The organism is Proteiniclasticum ruminis DSM 24773 (genome assembly GCF_000701905.1).
GTDB lineage: Bacteria > Bacillota > Clostridia > Clostridiales > Clostridiaceae > Proteiniclasticum > Proteiniclasticum ruminis.
In genome coordinates this window covers 6858-25834 of sequence record NZ_KL370833.1, presented here as the reverse complement: position 1 = coordinate 25834, position 18977 = coordinate 6858, and the positions used below count along the sequence as shown (strand labels likewise).

14 protein-coding genes are annotated in these 18977 nt (G+C 42.2%); 1 reads left to right on the top strand and 13 read right to left on the bottom strand.

What is annotated here, in order from left to right; translation table 11 throughout:
- Positions 1-62 precede the first annotated feature (62 nt).
- Entirely contained in the window at positions 63-1076 is a 1014-nt protein-coding gene (locus T487_RS0115040; RefSeq protein WP_031577960.1) for a sensor histidine kinase, read from the bottom strand.
- A complete protein-coding gene (locus tag T487_RS0115035; RefSeq protein WP_031577959.1) occupies positions 1073-1744 on the bottom strand; it encodes a response regulator transcription factor in 672 nt (223 codons plus the stop codon). Before T487_RS0115035 ends, T487_RS0115040 begins: the two co-directional genes overlap by 4 nt.
- 480 nt (positions 1745-2224) lie before the next feature.
- Here T487_RS0115035 and T487_RS0115030 point away from each other — a divergent pair, with 480 nt between their 5' ends.
- Positions 2225-3178, top strand: a complete 954-nt coding sequence (locus tag T487_RS0115030) for an L-lactate dehydrogenase (protein ID WP_031577958.1) — start codon at positions 2225-2227, stop codon at positions 3176-3178.
- A gap of 92 nt (positions 3179-3270) precedes the next feature.
- Here T487_RS0115030 and T487_RS15650 read toward each other — a convergent pair whose 3' ends face one another.
- The 11 genes from T487_RS15650 to T487_RS16590 all read right to left on the bottom strand — a co-directional run.
- Complete coding sequence (locus tag T487_RS15650; protein WP_036909679.1) at positions 3271-4497, bottom strand: zf-HC2 domain-containing protein; 1227 nt, start codon at positions 4495-4497, stop codon at positions 3271-3273.
- On the bottom strand, positions 4494-4976 hold the full coding sequence (locus T487_RS0115020; protein ID WP_031577957.1) for an RNA polymerase sigma factor: 483 nt from the start codon (positions 4974-4976) through the stop codon (positions 4494-4496). The genes T487_RS15650 and T487_RS0115020 overlap by 4 nt, the downstream gene beginning before the upstream one ends.
- Before the next feature lie 445 nt (positions 4977-5421).
- Positions 5422-5868, bottom strand: coding sequence for a TM2 domain-containing protein (locus T487_RS16340; RefSeq protein WP_036909677.1), 447 nt, complete (start codon positions 5866-5868; stop codon positions 5422-5424).
- Between the two features lie 20 nt (positions 5869-5888).
- Positions 5889-6638 carry a hypothetical protein gene (locus tag T487_RS0115010; protein WP_031577955.1) on the bottom strand — a complete coding sequence of 250 codons (750 nt, stop codon included), beginning with the start codon at positions 6636-6638 and terminating at the stop codon, positions 5889-5891.
- 3 nt (positions 6639-6641) lie between these two features.
- Positions 6642-7793, bottom strand: a complete 1152-nt coding sequence (locus tag T487_RS0115005; protein WP_031577954.1) for an SPFH domain-containing protein — start codon at positions 7791-7793, stop codon at positions 6642-6644.
- Between the two features lie 359 nt (positions 7794-8152).
- Entirely contained in the window at positions 8153-12571 is a 4419-nt protein-coding gene (locus tag T487_RS0115000; RefSeq protein WP_031577953.1) for an SMC family protein, read from the bottom strand.
- A complete protein-coding gene (locus tag T487_RS0114995; protein WP_031577952.1) occupies positions 12555-13268 on the bottom strand; it encodes a DUF6063 family protein in 714 nt (237 codons plus the stop codon). The genes T487_RS0115000 and T487_RS0114995 overlap by 17 nt, the downstream gene beginning before the upstream one ends.
- The gene (locus T487_RS0114990; RefSeq protein ID WP_031577951.1) at positions 13255-14874 is read right to left on the bottom strand and encodes a hypothetical protein; all 1620 of its coding nucleotides are present in this window, start codon (positions 14872-14874) and stop codon (positions 13255-13257) included. Before T487_RS0114990 ends, T487_RS0114995 begins: the two co-directional genes overlap by 14 nt.
- Positions 14867-15910, bottom strand: coding sequence for a Wadjet anti-phage system protein JetD domain-containing protein (locus T487_RS0114985; RefSeq protein ID WP_031577950.1), 1044 nt, complete (start codon positions 15908-15910; stop codon positions 14867-14869). The genes T487_RS0114990 and T487_RS0114985 overlap by 8 nt, the downstream gene beginning before the upstream one ends.
- 700 nt (positions 15911-16610) lie before the next feature.
- Entirely contained in the window at positions 16611-18260 is a 1650-nt protein-coding gene (locus T487_RS0114980; protein ID WP_036909674.1) for a recombinase family protein, read from the bottom strand.
- A 219-nt stretch (positions 18261-18479) separates the two neighbouring features.
- Positions 18480-18977, bottom strand: a 498-nt coding sequence (locus T487_RS16590) for a hypothetical protein (RefSeq protein WP_031577948.1), incomplete at its 5' end; no start/stop codon positions are given.

The window sequence follows — 18977 nt, the reverse complement described above, 5'->3', positions numbered from 1 at the left end:
ACTTGAAATCTTCTTCCTTTTATGAGAAACGGGCTGTTTCTATCTCATGAAACAGCCCATTCTCAAATCCCGTTATGATAGCTTCCTAAAGGAAAGAGAATCTCCACCAAGGTCCCTTGATGGTTCTTTGAAGAGATCTCAAGCCCAAGCCCCAGCTGCTCTGAAAGCTTCTTTACAAGATAAAGCCCCATGCCGGTGGATCTGTGGTACACCCGTCCATTCTCTCCTGTGAATCCTTTTTCAGTTACCCGGCTGAGATCTTTTTCCAGAATCCCGATCCCGGTATCTTTCACCGACAGCACCACTTGTTCTCTTCGCTTTTCAGCAGAAATGATGATTTTCCCCTCTTTTCCTTGAGTATATTTCAGCGCATTGGAAAGAATCTGATGGAGAATGTATTCCAGCCACTTGCTGTCACTGTATACTTTATCTTCAGATAAATAGAGTTCTAAGCTGATTCCTTTCCGGATAAAGTCTGAAGCATTTCTCTTCACCACTTTTTTCACCAGAGCCTCCAAAGAAAGTTCTCGAATGATGTAATCCTTCTCCACGTGGCTGCTCCTTGCATAGTAGAGCACCTCTTCCACATAGTCTTCTATTTTCTTCATTTCTTCCATGATTGTTCTTTTATATGGTATATCCTGATTTTCAAGAATCAGACCAATGGAGGCCATGGGGGTCTTGATCTCATGCACCCAAGTCTCGATATACTCCCGGTACTCTTTCCCCTGCTCCCGGTGATGCTTCACCTGTTCATGCATGTCTCTGCTAATATCCTGGAGAACGTCATAAAACAGTTTTTCTGCCAGGAGATCCGATTTTTCCATGACTTCTGGCAGAAGATACTTCTCCTCCAGTGATTCTGTAAGTTCTTCCAGTGACGTGAAAAACCTTTGCTCTTTCTTGTATTCCAGCATCATATAGAAAAGCAGCGGGACCATCCACAGAAGAAACATCAGGCCAATCCAATAGATCTCCACTTGAAAGAGAATCAGGAGACCTGAAAGGATGGTCATCAGCATCAGCTGCAGAAGGAGAAAGAGGAGCCGCTCTTTAAAGTATGCACTCATACTCATGGCAGAATGTATCCGAGGCCACGTCTTGTCTCTATGGTATCCTTCATCCCGGTTTCCTCCAATTTTTTTCTAAGCCTTGTGACATTCACCGAAAGATTATTGTCATCCACAAAAAGATCTGAGTCCCACATAAAATTCATGAGTTCTTCTCTGCTGACAATTTTTCCTTTGTTCTTCATAAGGCAAGAAAGAATTTTCAGTTCGTTTTTTGTAAGTTCAGCGGTTTTATCCTCATAACGGATGGTGCCGCTGTCAAGATGAAGTGTAAGGTCGTGATAGCTCAGGATGTCCTTTGTCTCCCCTTGACCTTTGGTTCTCCTTAAGAGCGCTTCCATTCTGGCCAGAAGAATTTGCGTATTGAAAGGCTTTGTCACGAAGTCATCTGCGCCATAGTTCATACTCATGAGTTCATCCATCTCCAGGTTTCTGCTTGTAACCACGATGATGGGCAGCATGGATTTCTTTCTGATTTCCCGGCAGATATGGAATCCATCATATTGGGGCAAGTTGAGATCGAGTAGAAGAAGATCCGGACTTTCCTTGAGCACCGTCTCCACCACATGCCCAAATTCTTCTATGGTGATCACGTCATATCCATAGCGGGTCAGGAAGAGGGACAGTTCTTCTCTTATGGTTTCATGGTCTTCCACTATCATAATTTTCTTCATTGCTTCACATCCTGCTATTACAGTCTCATCTGCTTTATCTTAGAAACTACTGCTTTATTTTGTTTATCGTATCAGTATCTTACCTGACATTCAATGGAAAATCTCCTGAACTTTTTATAACGCTCCTCTCTGTCAGGCCACTGCTCCTGATTTCTTTACTCTTCGCATCAACCCACATTGACAGATTCTCTCAAGCTTTCAACTTATTGTAGGTATTTTAACTATATATTCCATTCACTTATTGTTTTATTAATTATAACATATTCATCTTAATTACTCCTTTTTATTTCCACTTTGATATCATATAATGATAGAGAGCCCTGTTATTTTTTAGCAGCGCTCTATGGAGTACACGTCGCTTTTCTGTTTTCCAAGGAGCCTCCCAGATTTTCCGTCACCATGTCCCTTGGAAGCTTTTTCATATCAACGAGATTACCACGGCCGATGTTATATAACAAAAGACGAAAGGAATGAAGTAAAATGAGTACAACTGTGAACAGCCGGAAAGTTGCCGTCATCGGCACCGGATTTGTCGGTTCCTCCTCTGCCTTTGCCCTGATGGAAAGCGGACTCTTCTCAGAGATGGTTCTCCTGGATGCAGACCAAAACAGAGCTGAAGGAGAAGCTCTTGATATTTCTCATGGACTCCCCTTTGCACGCCCCATGAAAATCACTGCTGGCACCTACGACGATCTTGTGGATGCGGCCATCATCGTGATTACTGCTGGTGCAGGACAGAAACCTGGGGAGACAAGACTAGATCTTGTGAAGAAAAATGTGGCGATTTTCAGAACAATTATTGGCGAGATTGCCAAAAGAAACTGTCAGGGAATTCTCCTCATCGTGGCAAATCCTGTGGATATTCTGACCTATGTGGCTTTAAAACTCTCAGGGTTCCCAGAGAACAGAGTCTTTGGCTCAGGTACCACCTTGGATACAGCAAGGCTCAAGTATCTCCTGGGTGAGCGCCTTAGTGTGGATGCCAGATCCGTCCATGCCTGGATCATCGGGGAGCATGGAGACTCTCAGATTGCTGCCTGGTCCAGTGCCAATGTCTCCGGTGTTCCACTCTCAGACTTCTGCTCCATGCGTGGCTTTACAGAGCATGATCAGAATATGGAGGATATTGCAGAAGATGTGAAGAACAGTGCCTATAAAATCATTGAAAAGAAGAAAGCCACCTACTACGGGGTTGCGGTGGCGGTGAGAAGGATCTGCGAGGCCATCATCAGAGATGAAAAGTCCGTGCTTCCTGTTTCTTCCATTCAGCATGGAGCCTTTGGCATTGACGGCGTAGCACTGAGCATGCCGGCCATTGTGGGCAAAAATGGAGTGGAAAAGCAGATTCCCATCAAGCTCAATGAAAAAGAGCAAGGAGAACTGAAAAAATCTGCGGACGCCTTGAAGGAAGTACTGAAGAGTATAGACCTCTAGTGGTTGCCTAATATCCCCATCCAAAAAGCGGTTCCCCTTCTTTAGGGAAACCGCTTTTCTTTCATTAACTATTCAAATTTTATCTTTTGGTCTTAACTGATCGATAACTGCTGAAGCAAGAACGGAATGATTTCATCTGAATCAATACTGTAATATCCACCAGATATTCTTAGCTTGCCCTTTTGCGAATATAACGTAATTCCACCAGTATTTGAAGTAACCTCTCCCTTCTCTATGGCAATATTCATATTCACCTGCCATGAACCTGTTTCTTTTTCTATAAGTGCAACATCTGACAAAGAATGAGTGAGTATGATTAATCCTTCTTCCTCAAGACGCTCCATATTCTTAAGAAAAATCTCCTTCATCTTCTCACGGTACCCTTCCAATCCCATATTCCGGTAATATTCTGATCTCTCCAGGATCTTTTCTTCCTCAATCCGAATACTGCCTTGCATCTCTTCGAACGCTGATGCTGGTATCAAGGAGGCTAATCTGCCCATGAGGTTTTCTATAAAGGTCATGGGACTTCCGTAGGCTGCTGGCAGGTAGTACTCTACACCTTCATCGTCCTTTTCAAGGATGTAGTCATACCCGACATTCACATAATCTCTTCCTTCAGTTACCACTTGAAGTGCTCCATTAATCAGGGACTGAACAGTTCCTTTATTTTTCTCATAGTACTCCTTGGGAATCGGCGCATAGATGATTTCGTGACTGTTCATCACCATCATAGAGGACCAGAAAGCATTGACGTCCTTAGATTGAAGGTACATCTGATACTCGCTCTGGTATATTTCCTTTCGGATATAATACATCTCCCCACCTAAGTCCACCTTTTTGTATTCCTCCTCCCAGTTAAATGAGAATCGGGCATCCGCATCTGTCATTTCTTTATAGAGCCCTTCAATGTCCAAATAGCGGAAGGCTTTCTCATAGTCTTTTTTTTGCAAAGCACGTAAGAACGCTCTGCTGGCTAAAATTTCATCCATGCTGGTGAAGGCAATACCTTGCCCTCTCACTTCATTCCTTGTGAGAAATCCTAACCCCGTAAGTGGAACTATGAGAGCGACAATTAGAAGTGATGCTGCCCATCGATGCCTGATTTTCCTGAAACTCTTTTGAAAGGTCATATTCTGCTTCTGTATTTCTGGACTGATCTTTGTCTCTGATATGATTGGTGCTTGTAAAGCATATAATATGCTTTTGCATTTCTCACAGGTGGCAAGGTGCTCTTCCACCATTTTTTTTGTTTCTTCAGAGCATTCGTCTGACACGTAAAGAATCAGAAGATCCTCTATCACATGGCAAGGTATCATAATAGCGCCTCCATTTCTACTTTAAGTTTTTGTTTTCCTCGAAAGAATGTGACCTTAGCCCAGCTTTCTGTACGGTCATACATCACAGCAATTTCTGAAAATGGCAGCTCTCCATAGGTCCTTAGAATCATCACATCTCGATATGGTTCTGGAAGCCCGAGCAGGGCCATTCTTACCATATCAATCTGATGCTTTCTAATGTATTCTTCTTCTAAGTGGTTCCCAGAGCTCCTATCTGCCATGGGATCTGTAGAAAGAAGTTTCTTCCTTCTCAGCTCTTGAAGCCATTCATTCTTCCCAATCTGACAGAGCCAAGTATAAATACTGCTTTTTCCTTGAAACTGCTTCATGGAAAGAAGCGCCTTATAGAAGGTCTGCTGAGTGAGTTCTTCTGCAAGCAGTTCATTTTCAGTGAGCGCCAATAAGAACTTATACACTTTTTTTGCTTCCTCTTCATATAATTCAGAGAAATCTTCCATAGGCAACCTCCTTCCATTCACACTCAATTATTAGATGCGCTTCTATGATAAAAGTTACAAGTTTACTGAAATATTTTTCCTATTCTAACTATATCTTTATTCATTAATAAGAGTACTGGGAAGAGAACTCACTCAAGCTTCTATCTTTCCCAACTGAGTCTAGGTAGAAGTGATACACTGGAGTTAAAATGTATGATTATTATCACCTAACAACCCAAAAAGTTACTTATCCGTGATTACAGGCAATATCTATCTGGAAAGTGACCAGGTTCCAGATGTGATTCTCAGAACTGTATTTCTCATTTTGAGAGCTCCTCAGTAACTCACCATAACTCTAACGGCTAAAAAGGGTTAACTGAAGTGATTTCTTCAGTTAACCCTTTTTATTTCAACTGTTATAAACTCATTTAAAACTCATGCACCGAAGGTAATAATCTCTTTGTGCTTATTTAACATATTTGGTGTAAAATTTTTCATCACTAGCCGTCAAATACAATATCCCCTCAATAAATCCGATGATTGCTGGAATATATGTCCAACAAAAAATTAAATATAAAATCCCCTTTCCTGTTTGTCCTAAATAAAACTTATGGACACCTATACCTCCAAGAATTATCGCCAGAATCCCGGCTGTGATTTTACTTTTATTCGAAGAGTAAGTTCTTGGTTCATGATATGGAGATACCTGTGATTGAACATACTGAACATTTTGTTGAGATGGCTGATACTGCTGAACTGGAGGCTGTACTTGGTTCTGGTATTGTGGTGTTGGTGGTTGCGTTTGATAAGAACCTAGGGAGGCAATCTCTGCTCCACAGAACTTACATGCTCCTGCTGAAAGATCAACCGGTGCACCGCATTGAGGACAATTTTTTGATTCTACAACTGACATTATTAAAGCCCCTTTCATTATTATTGAATATTTAACTTTTCTCGATTAATTGTGAATATCTTTACATCATTTAAAGCATCAACAATGGATTTATCTTTCCCAACCTTTTCCTCTAGGTATTGAAGAGAACTAATACTCTCGTTTATTTCCTGTAGCTTGGTGAGAATCTTTGTCTCCAAATTTTCTATTACCGGCTTTCCTGTGCTTCCAAAGGGTGTTGATCTGCGTATGCGCTCCTCCATTTCAGTGTATGCATTGCTTAACTCAAAATAACATAACTCATCAACATAATCTTTGCTTTTCCTCAAGTTATCATTTATCCGAAAAAGTAAGAGATTCAGATCTAGCATTTTTTCTTTTTCCTTCTCTTTACGAACCAGATCTTGATTCTTAGTAACTCCAGATACAAATAGTCCGAACACAACCAAAATATACACTAGAGTAATCAATAAAAATAGAAGAACATACCGTTTAGGTGCTATAAGAATGTAGGTTGCTCCTGTAAAAACCATCGTAGATAAATAGTAGAGCAGCGTAGATGCTAAAAGTGAACTGTACACTCCTACACCGAATGACTTTATAAAGTATCTAGACGTTAAGATGACTCCATTTAACATCATGAGTGTTAATAATATTGCACTAGAAGACCATAGAAACACAGGGAAATTAAGTAGAGCCCAGAATGAAAATACAAGGAGAAACGTTATAGTGTCTAGTATTAATAGCACTATCCCTTTTATAAGATATTCCAATTTACTGGTATCATTCATGAACTATCCCTCCAATTTTGATCCGCATTCACTACAGAATTTAGTTCCTGCTTCATTTTCTGAGTTACAATTATGACATCTTAAAACCTTTTTCATGGAGGTTCCACAAAAGCTGCAAAATTTAGCATTTTCATCTATTTCTTCACCACATTCAAGACATTTTACTTTCTTTGCTCCAATTTTAGTTCCACATTCTTTACAGAATACAGCATCTTCTAAATTTGAAGTCCCGCAGTTATGGCACTTTTTCTCTGCTGGCTTTGGAATTTCTGTCGTAAGATTTGAAGTGATTCCCCCCATAGCTCCTCCAACGCCAAATCCTAACCCTAGTCCAACACCTGTACTTGCTAGTGTCCCAGCTAATCCGTTCTCATTGCCCGCTGCAGTTTCAATAGTATCAAAAGATCTCTTGGTAATGTATCTTTGATCTCCTATAATATCGAAGGTAGCTTTATCACGCAAAATTTTGTTAATCTCTGCGAAATCATCATCAGGGAAATTTACTGACTGTATAAAAAAATTAACTACCTTCAATCCAAATCTACTAAATTCATGGCTGACTTCTTCTTTGCAAAATTGGGATATCTTATCGATCGAGGCAGAAATCTCTAGCGCAGAAACTTTATTGACTATAATAGCTTGCGCAATTAAGGACTTCGTCTTCATTACAAGTACACCTTTGAAGTAGTTCACCATTTTTGAGTAATTTACAACTTCCAATGGATTTAATGATCCGATAAGCTCAGTTAGAAAAACACGATAATCATCAACTTTCATACCCAGCTGTCCAAATGCTCTTATTCGCAATTTAATGTGATATTTGGGATCTATCAATTGAATTGGATCAATAGTCCCCCAATTAATGTCAAGCTTTGAGGTCTTATTGATGAAATACACTTCAGCCGTAAATGGTGTTTTCCCACCGAATGGCAAATTAATAATACCTTGAAGCAATGGAATATTAGACGTGCTTAATGTATGTGTACCGGCAGTAAAATAATCGAGTGCTTGGCCGCCTTTAACGAAGACAGCCACTTGTCCTTCGCCAACAATAAGCTGTGTCCCCATAACAAAAGACTCTCCTGGATATCTGTATACAAGCCACTCTTTCCCATTAAGCATCCCATCAAATTTAATACGGTCAATAATTGCCATTGATACTCCCCCTATAGAACCTTGTGAGATTAAACTCACTCAGAGATTATTTGATATATTAGCTGAAATTCAGTGAAAGCTTGATGTGTTATACTTTATTCTTTAAATTAGCAAAAATTTTACAGTTCTAATGATCTTTATTACAACATAAATCATGGGAATAAATATTGTTGCATTTTTCTAAATTATACAACACATTGACAACGTTAACAACGAGATAGAAGAACATAAAAATAGACTTGCAATACTTTGTTTAATTTTAGCAAACTCATATTTCATAATAATATATCATCAATGTATTATTATAGATAAACTTCTTTATCCGTGTATCCTATTTCTTTCTCAGTATTGTCTTCACTTTAACCTTCTAACAGACTCATCTGCTCCACTTCCTGGTGATAGTGAAGCATCTCCAGATTCTCTTCTGCTGGTTCCTCTTCTCCGTTATAGGTGCTTTCCTCCACCTTCAGATACTCCATGGTGCCTGAAGTGTTCTCCACAATCTTCATCATGAAAATCACCTTGAACTGGTTCATGATGGAGTTCTGTTTGAGATCCGTAAGGCAGATGAGCTGCGTGTTGTACTTCTTGGCAATATCAAAAAGCGGCTTCAAGAGATGGTCCGATGAAATAGGCCCAAAGGGATTGTCCATGAGGAGCACCTTCGTGTCCTGATTCTTCCTGCCATAATCCTCCGTATCCTTTCTGCTGTTTCTTGCATAAGACATGAGGGCAATCATCACGGCAAAGAAGGATACAAACCGCTCCCCACCAGAATTTTCCCGCATGACCTTCTCCCAGTCTTTCGCCTTGCTGTTCTGTGCATTGATGTCCACTTTATAGGCCTTGATGCGAAGATCCGAAAGGTTTGAGATGACATTAAGAAGCTCTTCACTGGACATGAACTTTGAAATCAGATCCCTCACTTCTTTTGGGCCTTTCCCTGCTTTCAGCTGATCCTTCACCTCGCTGGCGCACTCTTTGATATAGCTTCTCATGGACTCTATGCCTTTTTCCTCAGGCTCCAGATCCCGAAGAAGAATCTCAATCATCTTCACCTTGCGGTTTCTGCCATCCAGCTGGATGCTGGAGTCCTCTGCAATGCGGTTCACATGGTCATAGATTTCCTTGGAAAGGTTGTAGCTTTGCATCACCATATCCTGGAAAGTACTTTCCATTTTCTCGAGCCGTATTTCCTGAACATGAATGAGTTTTTTCAATACTTCCAGCTGATTTTCCATATACTCATAGAGATAGTAATAGTTGTCAGGATCCCTTTCCGCCGTCTCCTGCATCTTGCCCACCTGATGCAAAATTCCGGTGATATTCTGATGCTTTTCCTTGAAGCCGTCCCTTAGATTCCAAAAGCTCTGCTGAATCCTGATTTTCTCTTCTTCCATCTTTCTCAGGAGCTCAGAAAGTTCGCCGGATACCTCTTTAAAGCCCGTCTCCACATCCCGGTCTCCTGGCCAGACCATGGCGCTGATCTTAATCTTACTCATGCGCAGCTTTTCTTCAATCTGGATTCTCACATCCACATAGATTCTCCTGGTGTTTTCGAGGTTTTTCACCTGGTCTTCAAGCCTTTTCCTGCTTACGCCGCACTCTGCTTTTCGCTCTTTATACCTGCCGTGAATGTCCTCTTTAGGCAGGAGGGCTCCCCCTCTCGACTTGAGAGACTCAAGCATATTTTCACAAACCCCAGAAAGCTTGTCCGCTTCAGAAGATGCCTCATCAGAGATTTTCCGTTCTTTCTTATATACAGTCTCCAGTTGCTTTCTAAGACCCAGGAGCCTGTCTCCTTCGGACTCCAGATACTTGATATGGAGATACTCTTCAGAGGGAACCTCCTTCTTTAGAAGCTCCTTCTCTTTGGATTTCAGCACCTGGACTCTTGCCCTCAGCGTCTCTTCCAGCCGCTTCATATTTCCATCCAGTTTTTCCTGATACACCTTATATCTCTTCTGGAGCTCTTCAATACTGCCCTCTTCCATGACTTTTTCAGGAGCTGCTGCATAATGTCCATATTCTTTTTGGCATCTCTCTTGTTCCTCAAGGGTCCTGAAACGCTCCCGCTCCAGTTCCAGCTGCTTTTCTGTAAGAAGGCTCTCCTCCTTCTCCAGATCAAGAAGACGTTTACTGAGCTCCTCCATTTTTTTCTTCAGATGATCTTTTTCCTGAAGGTGCCTTTCATAGGCCTCATTTTCTTCCAGATGCTCCTCCAGTATCCGAAGCTTTTTGGATGCTTCTTCCAAGAGACCTTTCTTTTCGTCTTTCTCTTTCTCCATCTCGAACCTGATTTTCTTGATCTCTTCTCTTCTTTTTAAGAGGCGCTCTTCTTCCTCCTTGAGCCTTAGGATGTCAGAACGAAGTTTTTCTTCTGCAGCGGTAGCTTCGCTGAAATAGCTTTCCGTATAGGTAAACTCCGCCAAGAGCCTTTCATTTTCACGCAACTCCTGAAGATGATCTTCGTAATGTTTTCTCCGTTCCTCTTCTTCTCTCAGCCTTCCCTCCAGTTCTTTTTTATAGGCATCCAAGCCATCACTTTCAAACAGTCTTTCATCGGGCTTTGAAAAAATCATCTTTCCAGGACCAAGGAGAAGGAAGCTTCCTGGATCCTCCTGGTCTCCTTGCAGACTTCCATAAGTCATCACAGGTACCGGTTCAAGGAGAGGTCTTTCCGGCATAGCGTTTTTCAGCTTTTCCAGTTCTTCCTCTGTCATAAGAAACGCATAGGGAAGAAGGGGCATGGCATGCAAGAGTTTTCTTCGGAGGTCCATGGTGTGTTTCTGAAGGTAATTTTCCCCCGTATCAAACTCAATACCAGACTCCTGAAGATGATGAAAGAACTCTTTGGACACATGAAGCACGCCGTTTTCCATGGCATTTTTTCGGCTCATAAGGCTCCGGATCTCTTCCTTTACCTGATCGAGCTTCTCCTGACCCTCCTCCAGGAGCCCTTTTAAGACGCCTTTCAGATACGCCTTCTGAAACCGCTTCGATGCGCTGATCTGATATTTGCTGAGGCATTGAAGCACCCTTTCTTCCATCTTCTCAAAGTCCGACATCTCTTGTTGGAGCTTCTTCAGATCGTTCTCCTCATCCTTTGTTTTCAGTCTTATCCTTGGAATCTCTTCCTGCAGCGCCTCTTCTTCCTGGTAAAGGTTCTCCCTCTTTTCTTCCAGGGCCATCAGATTCTTCTTGGCTCTTTCGATGTCTTCCCGGATTCTTTCCAAAAGGGCTGCAGTGCTCTTCTCTTCAAGACCCTTCATGAGATTTCTTGAAAGGATCACCTGATACTTCTCTTGGATCTCCTTCTCTCTCATTTCAAACTGGTGAATCAGCCCAGTAAGGGCGCTTTCTTTCCCCAGGACTTGTCTTTCTTCCTTACGGATGGAGGCAGCCTCCAGCTTCCCTAGTTCTTTTTTCTCCACCACATCTTCCAGTTGTTTTTTCAGATCAGACTGCTTCTGAAGAAGATTCTCAATTTTTTCCTCCAGCAGCATCTTTAACGAGTAGGCAATCCGCGCCATGGTCTCCTGGTCTTCGGAAGGCTCTTTCAGCCTTTTCAGTTCTTCTTCTATCCCTGCGGTTTCCACTTGAAGTGAGAGGATCTCCTCGTAGAGTTTCCGGGCATCCAGCACTTCAATGTCCTGCTGCACCTTCGCCCGTCTTTCTTCCAGCTCTTCCAGCTGAGACCTGTATCGATCCGCCTGCTCCTTGCTCTTTTCAAAGCGCCCTTTCGATACATAGTACGCTTCTGATTGCTCCTCTGCATCAATACGGGCAAGCTCCTTCTGAATCTTTAAGAGTTCCGCTTCCCCTTGGCTCCTCTTTTCTGTGATCCGCTCCAGTTCCACATGAAGAAACTGCTCTAAAGATCTCAGTTCTTTTTCTTTTTCCATCTTCTCCGCCTGGGTGCTGGCTAAGCTGTAGGCAGATACGCTGAGCCCTTGGAGCTTCTTGGAGAACTCTAATAGAAGATCTCGCTCCAGGATAAATGCTTCATTGTCAATCATGGACTGGCCCAGATTTCCCATCATCTCCGTGAGGCTTTGGGATTCCTTCTGGTTGTCATAGAGGACTTTATTCACGGTGTTCAGGATCCATTCTTTCAGAAGGAGCCTTGGGGTTTTGCATTTCTCAAAAATCTTGATGAGACCGCCTTCTTCGGAGTTTATGGGCAAAAGCACCGTTTTCCACTCATCGGGATGGATGTTAAAGCTTTCCAGATGCCTTTTATAGTCTCCCCGTTCAGAATCACTGAAATAGGACACACTGCCGCCTCTTTTTCTCTTGGCGTCCTGAAGAAACCTCTGGGCTTCCTGATATCCTTTCACTAGAACTCTGTTTTTTTCTTTGGTGGTGAGCTCCATGTGTCGGATGTCCATAGGGTCACTGAGCTTGTAGTGCACCGTGAAGGTGAAGTACCGGATGGCATGGCTTTCTTCTTCCTGGTCCTGGGAGACACTTTCCTTATTCATCATGGCGATACCTGTGAGAAGATATCCGCCTCCCTGATCCAGTTTCCACTCGATGAGGATGTAGGCTGGCTGCTTTTTCCGGATGAAAAAGTCGCTCATTTTTCTTTTTTGAAGAGGCTGATTGGGCAAGATCGGCTGCATCAGTGCCTGGACCAGAACACTTTTCCCGCCGCCATTTTTTAAGCTGATGAGCGTATCTTCTCCCTGATGAAGATTGAAAAGCTCATCCAGAATCAGTCTCTTGTCGCCGTTGTAGGAGAAGTTTATGATACGGATTCTACTGATTTTCGGCATAGTCTTCCTCCCTGAATATCTTCTGAATCTCCTGGACCCGTTCTTCGTTGAGATAGTAATGGAGCATGAGATCGTCCAGCTTTTCTGTGGTTCTTACCTCTTTCTCGTCTTCTGAGATGCGGAGAAGCCCTTCCATCTGAAGGAGCTTGACCACCCTTAAGAGAAAGCCCATCTTTGTGGTGATTCTGCTGTTTTCTTCATGTCCCTTCTTGATGTCCCATACCTGTGCGCAGATTTCAAAGTTCATGCTGATCTTCTGGTCCAGCTCTTTGGCTGCTTCTTTCTTCTGAAGCACTTCTCCTGTTCTTCTGTCCATTTCCTCCACCACGTGGAGAAGGGAGAGAAATTCTCGTTGCTTGGGATCTCTGTTTTTTCCGCCGTAAAAGAGATTGAGAATCACAGCTGCAATATAATAGGCAAGGAAGGCATCTGCCTGACGAGCACTGCTTCCGAGCCATTCCCGGGTGTCCCTGTGTTTAAAACCTAGGAGCTCATTGTCCTCTGAAGGAATGAGATAGAGGGTGTTATTTACTCTCTTCACTTCTGCCTCCAGCTCTTCCGCCATGGTTCCAAGGATCTCCTCCACCTCCAGCTCGCTGATGTAGGAAATAAAGAGATCCTTATGGCTGGTTCTTGTGAGTTTTCCATCTGTCATGAGCACTTTCAGAATCTGTGAAGCTGTTCTAATATGTTCCATATTTTTTCACCACCTTGATGCTGATATTGTCGACTTCTATGGTCCTTCGATAAAGAACTGCGTCAGTCTTTTCTTCCAGAAGGATCGTGAAGCTTTCTTCTTCAATCTTCTGGAACTGTATTTTGTCTATGGATTCAAAGGCTGATCCACGGTAGATGAGCTGATAAAGCAGGGCATCCACGTTGAACTCTCCTGTAGGATTGCCTAGAAATGTCTTGTCGGATTCCCGGAAGGCCTTCACATCCAGGGTCTCCATTTCATAGAGTTTCAGCATGGTGATGAAGAGAAGATTTTCCTTGGTAAGGTCTTGAAACTCCTCTGGATTTTTCTGAAGGACTTCACAAAAGGTTTTAAAGTCTAGGGTTCCTTCTCTTTTTTCTGCTTCCTCCACCATACTCTTTAGGATGTTCAGATAGACTTCACTTCTCTTTTCATTTCTTTCTTTTTCCACATCTTCTTTCACTTCCTCCACAAGGATTCCCACAGGATCCTCCGAAGCTTCTTCTGAAAGCTTTCCCTGGGGCTTGTAGAAGAGGCTCAGGGGAAGATGCCGATAAGGCTCCACATGGAAAAGTGGGGTGAAGATCTTCCAGAGATCCTTTGTTCTCTCTTCTTCTATACGTTCCATGGGCTTTAGGATCTCTTTTTCAAAGTCGTATCTTCTTTGAGTGGAAAACTGAAAACTCTCTTCCAGAGTGGACTTCAAGATTTTATAAGATCCTTCCCGGCTGTTGATCAGGTGCGCCTGCTCTTTTCTGGCGAGGGCAAGGTTACTCACAATCCTCTTCATTTCCATCTGGGCTTTTCTCAGGTCATCCGTAAGCTCTCCACGCTTTTCATAATCTTCCCGGATTCTTCCTTCCGAGCGCCGAACCATGTTCTGGATCTCTCCCAGGGTCTTGTACTCCTCCTGCAATAGCTTATAGGTGCTGGAGATGAGTTCATCAAATTTTGTGAGATCCAGATCCATGATGTTTCCTCTGGCTGCCTGGATAAACTGCTCCAGGTCTCTTTTTTTCTGACGGACCATCTGCACCAGATTGCTGCTTTGCTGTAGTGCCTTCCTATAGTTCTTCCTCTTAATGAGTTCCCGCAGCTTGAACTCTTCCACGGAAAAGCTGATTTCATTGTCCACTTCCTTGGTTCGGAAAAGAAAATCATAGCCCTGATCCGTCAAGGAATAGACGCTCACATAGCCTTGGGGCCGGTCCTCCACTTTTTCATTGAGAAGCTTGATCCGAAGCTCTGTCCATTCTTTGGTCTCATAATTCATCACCGGATAATAGGTGTTCTTTCCTTCAAACTGCAGGATGGTTTTGATGATGTACTCTGTGACTGGGAGTGCCTGGTCTTTGGCTTTTGGATAGTGGTAATACTCTTCTAGAACATGCTCCACGAAGACCGAAATGGTTTTTATGGTGCACTCTTCCTCTTCTGTTAAGGTCTTTTCCATGATAAAGACCAGCACGGAGAAAATGAGGTTTTCAAACTCTTTGTCTCCAATGGGGTGTTCCAGTTCCAATTTTTTGTTTCTTCGGTTGATGAGGGCATCCACCACGCCAATGAGCTGCATCCGCTGATGAAAGCCTTCTAAAAACTCATACATGCTCTATTCCTTTCATTTTGGATTTCAGAAGACTCCAGTTCAAAATCTCCTGGGGGATGTATCGCCCCTTCTCCAAAATCTGTAGTATCTTCTTCTGATGCTCTTCACTGAAATTTGCAAGAAAGCCTTCAAGGTCTGCCCTGGGTGTCCTATGGTCTCTTGTTTCTGGGTAGGCTTTCTGAAGCTTTTCCTCCAGCATAGCCTCATAGGCTTTTAGAAGCAGTTTTACGTTCACTTCCGGGTTCTTTTCTTTGGCTTCCTGATAGATGGAGATGCCCTCATAATCCAGGTCTCCAAAATAGTAGAAGTCATTTTGATGTTCTCCCAGCACTTCTTCCATATACTCTCGAAGTCTTCCTGACTGCCTGGTGATTTTCTTTCCTTCTCCGTAAAGGAGAACCTTTACGGGGATGCCAAAGACTACAGGCTTATTTTCTTCTCGCATGATTTTCCGCAAGGTATACCAGGTGTCTTTATTTTCCACAATGAGGATCTGGCCTTCTTTAAGACTAGGATGAATGTACTCAAAGAATGGCTCCGGCGTTGGATAGGTATGAAGATCCTCAAAACTGAACCCCTGCATTCTAAAGTAGCTTGAAAACTGGTTTTCAATGGATTTCAGGAGCTTTTCTTTTCCAAAGATGGAGAAGGATCGTTCATTGATGGACATGGGCTCCAGAAGCTCTTCTGATCTACTCCACAGAAAACTACTCAGCGCTTCTATTTCCTCTGAGATTCTCTCATACTGCTCTGGGTGGGTGAGATAGTACTGATGATCAAATCTTCCGTGCAGAAGCTTTATTTTCTCAAAAGACTCTCTATGGTCTTTTTCAGGTTTCAAAATTTTATATTTATTATATAGGGCTGGTCTTCGTCCATTGAGGCCTGACGATTTTACCGGTAGTAGAAACCCTTCTTCCACATAGCACCTGATGGTTTCCGCCATCTCCTCATAGCTGTTTTTGGACTGGTTGATGATTTCAGAAAGCTCTATGATTTTCTTTGGATAATTCTCTATATAGATCCTGCTTTTCATATGATCCTCCAGAATGTTTTTCGATACTCTTATTGTATCAGAATATAAGCGTGACACGTTGCAATCTGTGGATTTTCTCATGAATTATCTAGAAGATATTTTAGCGTTTTAAGTTTGTTTGAGACTTTGGGAAAGCCGTTTCACTCATAATAAAAAGCTTGGATATCAAACCAAGCTTTTTACCCGTTCTCTGCTATTTATCTTCTTCATCTCTATCTACGTTCTTTCATTCATTGAGGATTAAGTACGGTGAACCGTACCATAGATAACAGCGTCGGTTTTACCGTTAAATAGTGTACGGACTCCCTGACACACAATAGCTACACAGGTTTTCCTAAGCAACCACAAAAATCACTGACTTTGCAGGGCTTTCACTTCTTATACAAGGTTGCCGAAGTCCTAGGCTTTCACCGTTCTTTTGTTCTCTTATGAGCCTAGGATTCCCAAGGCTCTTAGCGTTACTCCTTGGGATCTGACCCGTGCCAAATCCCAAACAAAATGGATCTCTTTACTTGCTATGGACAGCCTCTTTCTCTAGGTATGCAATTGCACATCCAATGATAACCCCCACAAAAACTCCTGACACAAAATATCCCACTACGTTCACCTCCCTATCGTTTATTTCTAAGCATTTTGAAGACCGCAATACCAAAAAGCACCCCAGCCTTAAACAGTTCTATTGAATCCATGCAGAAGCCCCCTAAATAGTCACCTTCACGTCATAAACCATGAAGTCTATGCGATTTTTGTACATAGTTAAAGGGTTACCCTCTATGGGTAACCCTCCTTCATCTAATGAATATTTTATTAACTCGCTACTAAACTTGATTACGATATCCTCTACCCTTTTATTCTTCCCTACGGTAATCTCATCAATCATCAAGTTTAAAAGTGTCTTTCTCTCCTCATTTCCACTTGCTTTTTGCAGTAGCTTTTCAAAATTTTCCAGTGTTTTCTTAATCAGCTCGTAAGGGATTTCTTCAAGGCTATTCTGATTTTGGAACCCTTCTTGCTTCCTCATTTCACTCTCAAGAAATGTGATTTTTTCACCAATGTCTTTCAGCTTAGGTATTATGTCTTCAGCCTTCATAACCTTACTTTCCATCAGTTTAAGATAGTTAATCCGGTTCTCTTCGAGAGTTGTAATCCGTTCCTCCAAGCTCTTAACTTTATTCCCAGCTGGGAGTATGAGATCCCTACGCTTCTCATTGGCTTTTTTAAGAACCAACCGTAAGAATGGTTCACTCATAATGAGCTTATCGATCTTTCTGAAAACATGTTTTTCAACATCGTCAGCCCTTATCCCATTAGCATGACAAACTTGTGTACCTTTGTTTCTCCATGCTCCACAGTTATAGTATCGGGTAAGTACCTTTGTGCCATCTTTATTGGTTCTGGAAACTCTGCCTGCGACCATTCCCGAACCACATTCAGGACACCTCAGTAAGCCTGTTAATGGAAACGATCCATCAAGTGCTCTTTTAGGCATCCCCCCCTTCGTTTCAATGAGCTTCTGGACACCATTGAAGAGTTCTTCAGAAATGATGGGTTCATGGATTCCATCTACGATTATCGGATCTACATTAGTCCCTCTTCTTCTTTTATGCTTCCAATTTACCCTTTGGTTATACCTGATCTTTCCACAGTACAATGGGTTCCTTAAGATCTCCCTGACAGTAGCCACGCTAAAGAAGTTCCCTTTCTTTGATTTAAACCCTTCTTTGTTGATTCGGTTAACAATGGTTTTATAACCATTACCTTTGTAGTAGAGATCAAAGATGTACCTTACTGTCTCAGCTTCTTTTTCATTTATGACAAGTTTTTTGTTCGCTCTTTTGGTGGTCTTGTCTTCGTCTCCCTCAAGATCGTATCCAAGAACTATACCTCCATTCCAACGACCTTCTTCTGCTCTAGCTTCCATTCCCATCTTTACATTCTCAGCTATCTGTTCTCGTTCAAACTCTGCAAAACTACTGAAAATATTCATCATTAACCTGCCCTGCGCTGTCAGGATGTCCATTGACTCTGTATGGCTTCTCAGCTCGATGTTGAAGGCTCCAAGTCTATCCGTGATTTCAAGGGTATCATATAGTTTTCTTGCTAAGCGATTTACCTTCCAAACCATTAGGATGTCAAAGAGTCCTTTCTCTGCATCAGCCATTAACGCTTGAATACCAGGTCTGTTAGTTAAGTTCTTCCCACTGATTCCTTTGTCAGAATATACCTTGAAAACCTCAAAACCATTTTCTTTACAGTCTGCTCTTAAGACCTTCTCTTGCTCTTCAATGCTGTAACCTTCTAAAGCCTGTTCTTTTGTACTAACTCTGGTGTATATTGCTACTCTTTTCATTTCACCAACTCCTTTAATTATTTTCTAAATATATAATATATGCTTCATTTTTTCTGCGATTCACGGGACCTATGTGTGAAAAGGAGAAGCAATGCTTCTCCTCCCCTCTTCATTCTGAGATCATGCTATCCACAATCCAACAAGCAAGAATTTCAACTATTGCTGGAAGTGAACCTTCCTTTCGCTCTTCTTTCACCCACAATACCTCTTTCTGAACTTCTACTGGCTAACAAGAGCCAAAGTTGCTCCTTTGATATTTTTTATCACACATTTTCTCAACGTCACTGAAACACGTCCTGTAAAGTCCAGAGAAAGCATCTCAGTTATATCTTGTACCATTTTCTTGGAATAAATCACTCTTTGGCTTACTTGTGTCTCTTCGTCACGTTTCTTGGGGACGGATTTCTTGCGAGTAATTTCCTTTAGGTAGTAAGGTACTAATCCGTCAAATTCTCTTGAGCTTAACACAATACTCTCCCCTTTCACTCCAACATATACTCTGTCTTTTACCTTGAGTTGATGAAGAAGTGTTTGTTGAATCAGTAACCTATGTCCACATTTCCCAGCAAAAATTACGGTAATTTTTCCAGGACCACTTCGAGCAACATTATGGTTTCCTAACCCAACGGGTTTAAAACTAAGATCGAACTCTTCGTCATCTTCTTCGTCATCTTCTTCTGGGTCTTCTTCTTCGTCATACTCTTCTGGGTCTTCTTC

Coding starts and splice junctions, on each gene's coding strand:
- T487_RS0115040 (WP_031577960.1), bottom strand. CDS start 1,076: ATGAGTATGAGTGCATACTTTAAAGAGCGGCTCCTCTTTCTCCTTCTG.
- T487_RS0115035 (WP_031577959.1), bottom strand. CDS start 1,744: ATGAAGAAAATTATGATAGTGGAAGACCATGAAACCATAAGAGAAGAA.
- T487_RS0115030 (WP_031577958.1), top strand. CDS start 2,225: ATGAGTACAACTGTGAACAGCCGGAAAGTTGCCGTCATCGGCACCGGA.
- T487_RS15650 (WP_036909679.1), bottom strand. CDS start 4,497: ATGATACCTTGCCATGTGATAGAGGATCTTCTGATTCTTTACGTGTCA.
- T487_RS0115020 (WP_031577957.1), bottom strand. CDS start 4,976: ATGGAAGATTTCTCTGAATTATATGAAGAGGAAGCAAAAAAAGTGTAT.
- T487_RS16340 (WP_036909677.1), bottom strand. CDS start 5,868: ATGTCAGTTGTAGAATCAAAAAATTGTCCTCAATGCGGTGCACCGGTT.
- T487_RS0115010 (WP_031577955.1), bottom strand. CDS start 6,638: ATGAATGATACCAGTAAATTGGAATATCTTATAAAAGGGATAGTGCTA.
- T487_RS0115005 (WP_031577954.1), bottom strand. CDS start 7,793: ATGGCAATTATTGACCGTATTAAATTTGATGGGATGCTTAATGGGAAA.
- T487_RS0115000 (WP_031577953.1), bottom strand. CDS start 12,571: ATGCCGAAAATCAGTAGAATCCGTATCATAAACTTCTCCTACAACGGC.
- T487_RS0114995 (WP_031577952.1), bottom strand. CDS start 13,268: ATGGAACATATTAGAACAGCTTCACAGATTCTGAAAGTGCTCATGACA.
- T487_RS0114990 (WP_031577951.1), bottom strand. CDS start 14,874: ATGTATGAGTTTTTAGAAGGCTTTCATCAGCGGATGCAGCTCATTGGC.
- T487_RS0114985 (WP_031577950.1), bottom strand. CDS start 15,910: ATGAAAAGCAGGATCTATATAGAGAATTATCCAAAGAAAATCATAGAG.
- T487_RS0114980 (WP_036909674.1), bottom strand. CDS start 18,260: ATGAAAAGAGTAGCAATATACACCAGAGTTAGTACAAAAGAACAGGCT.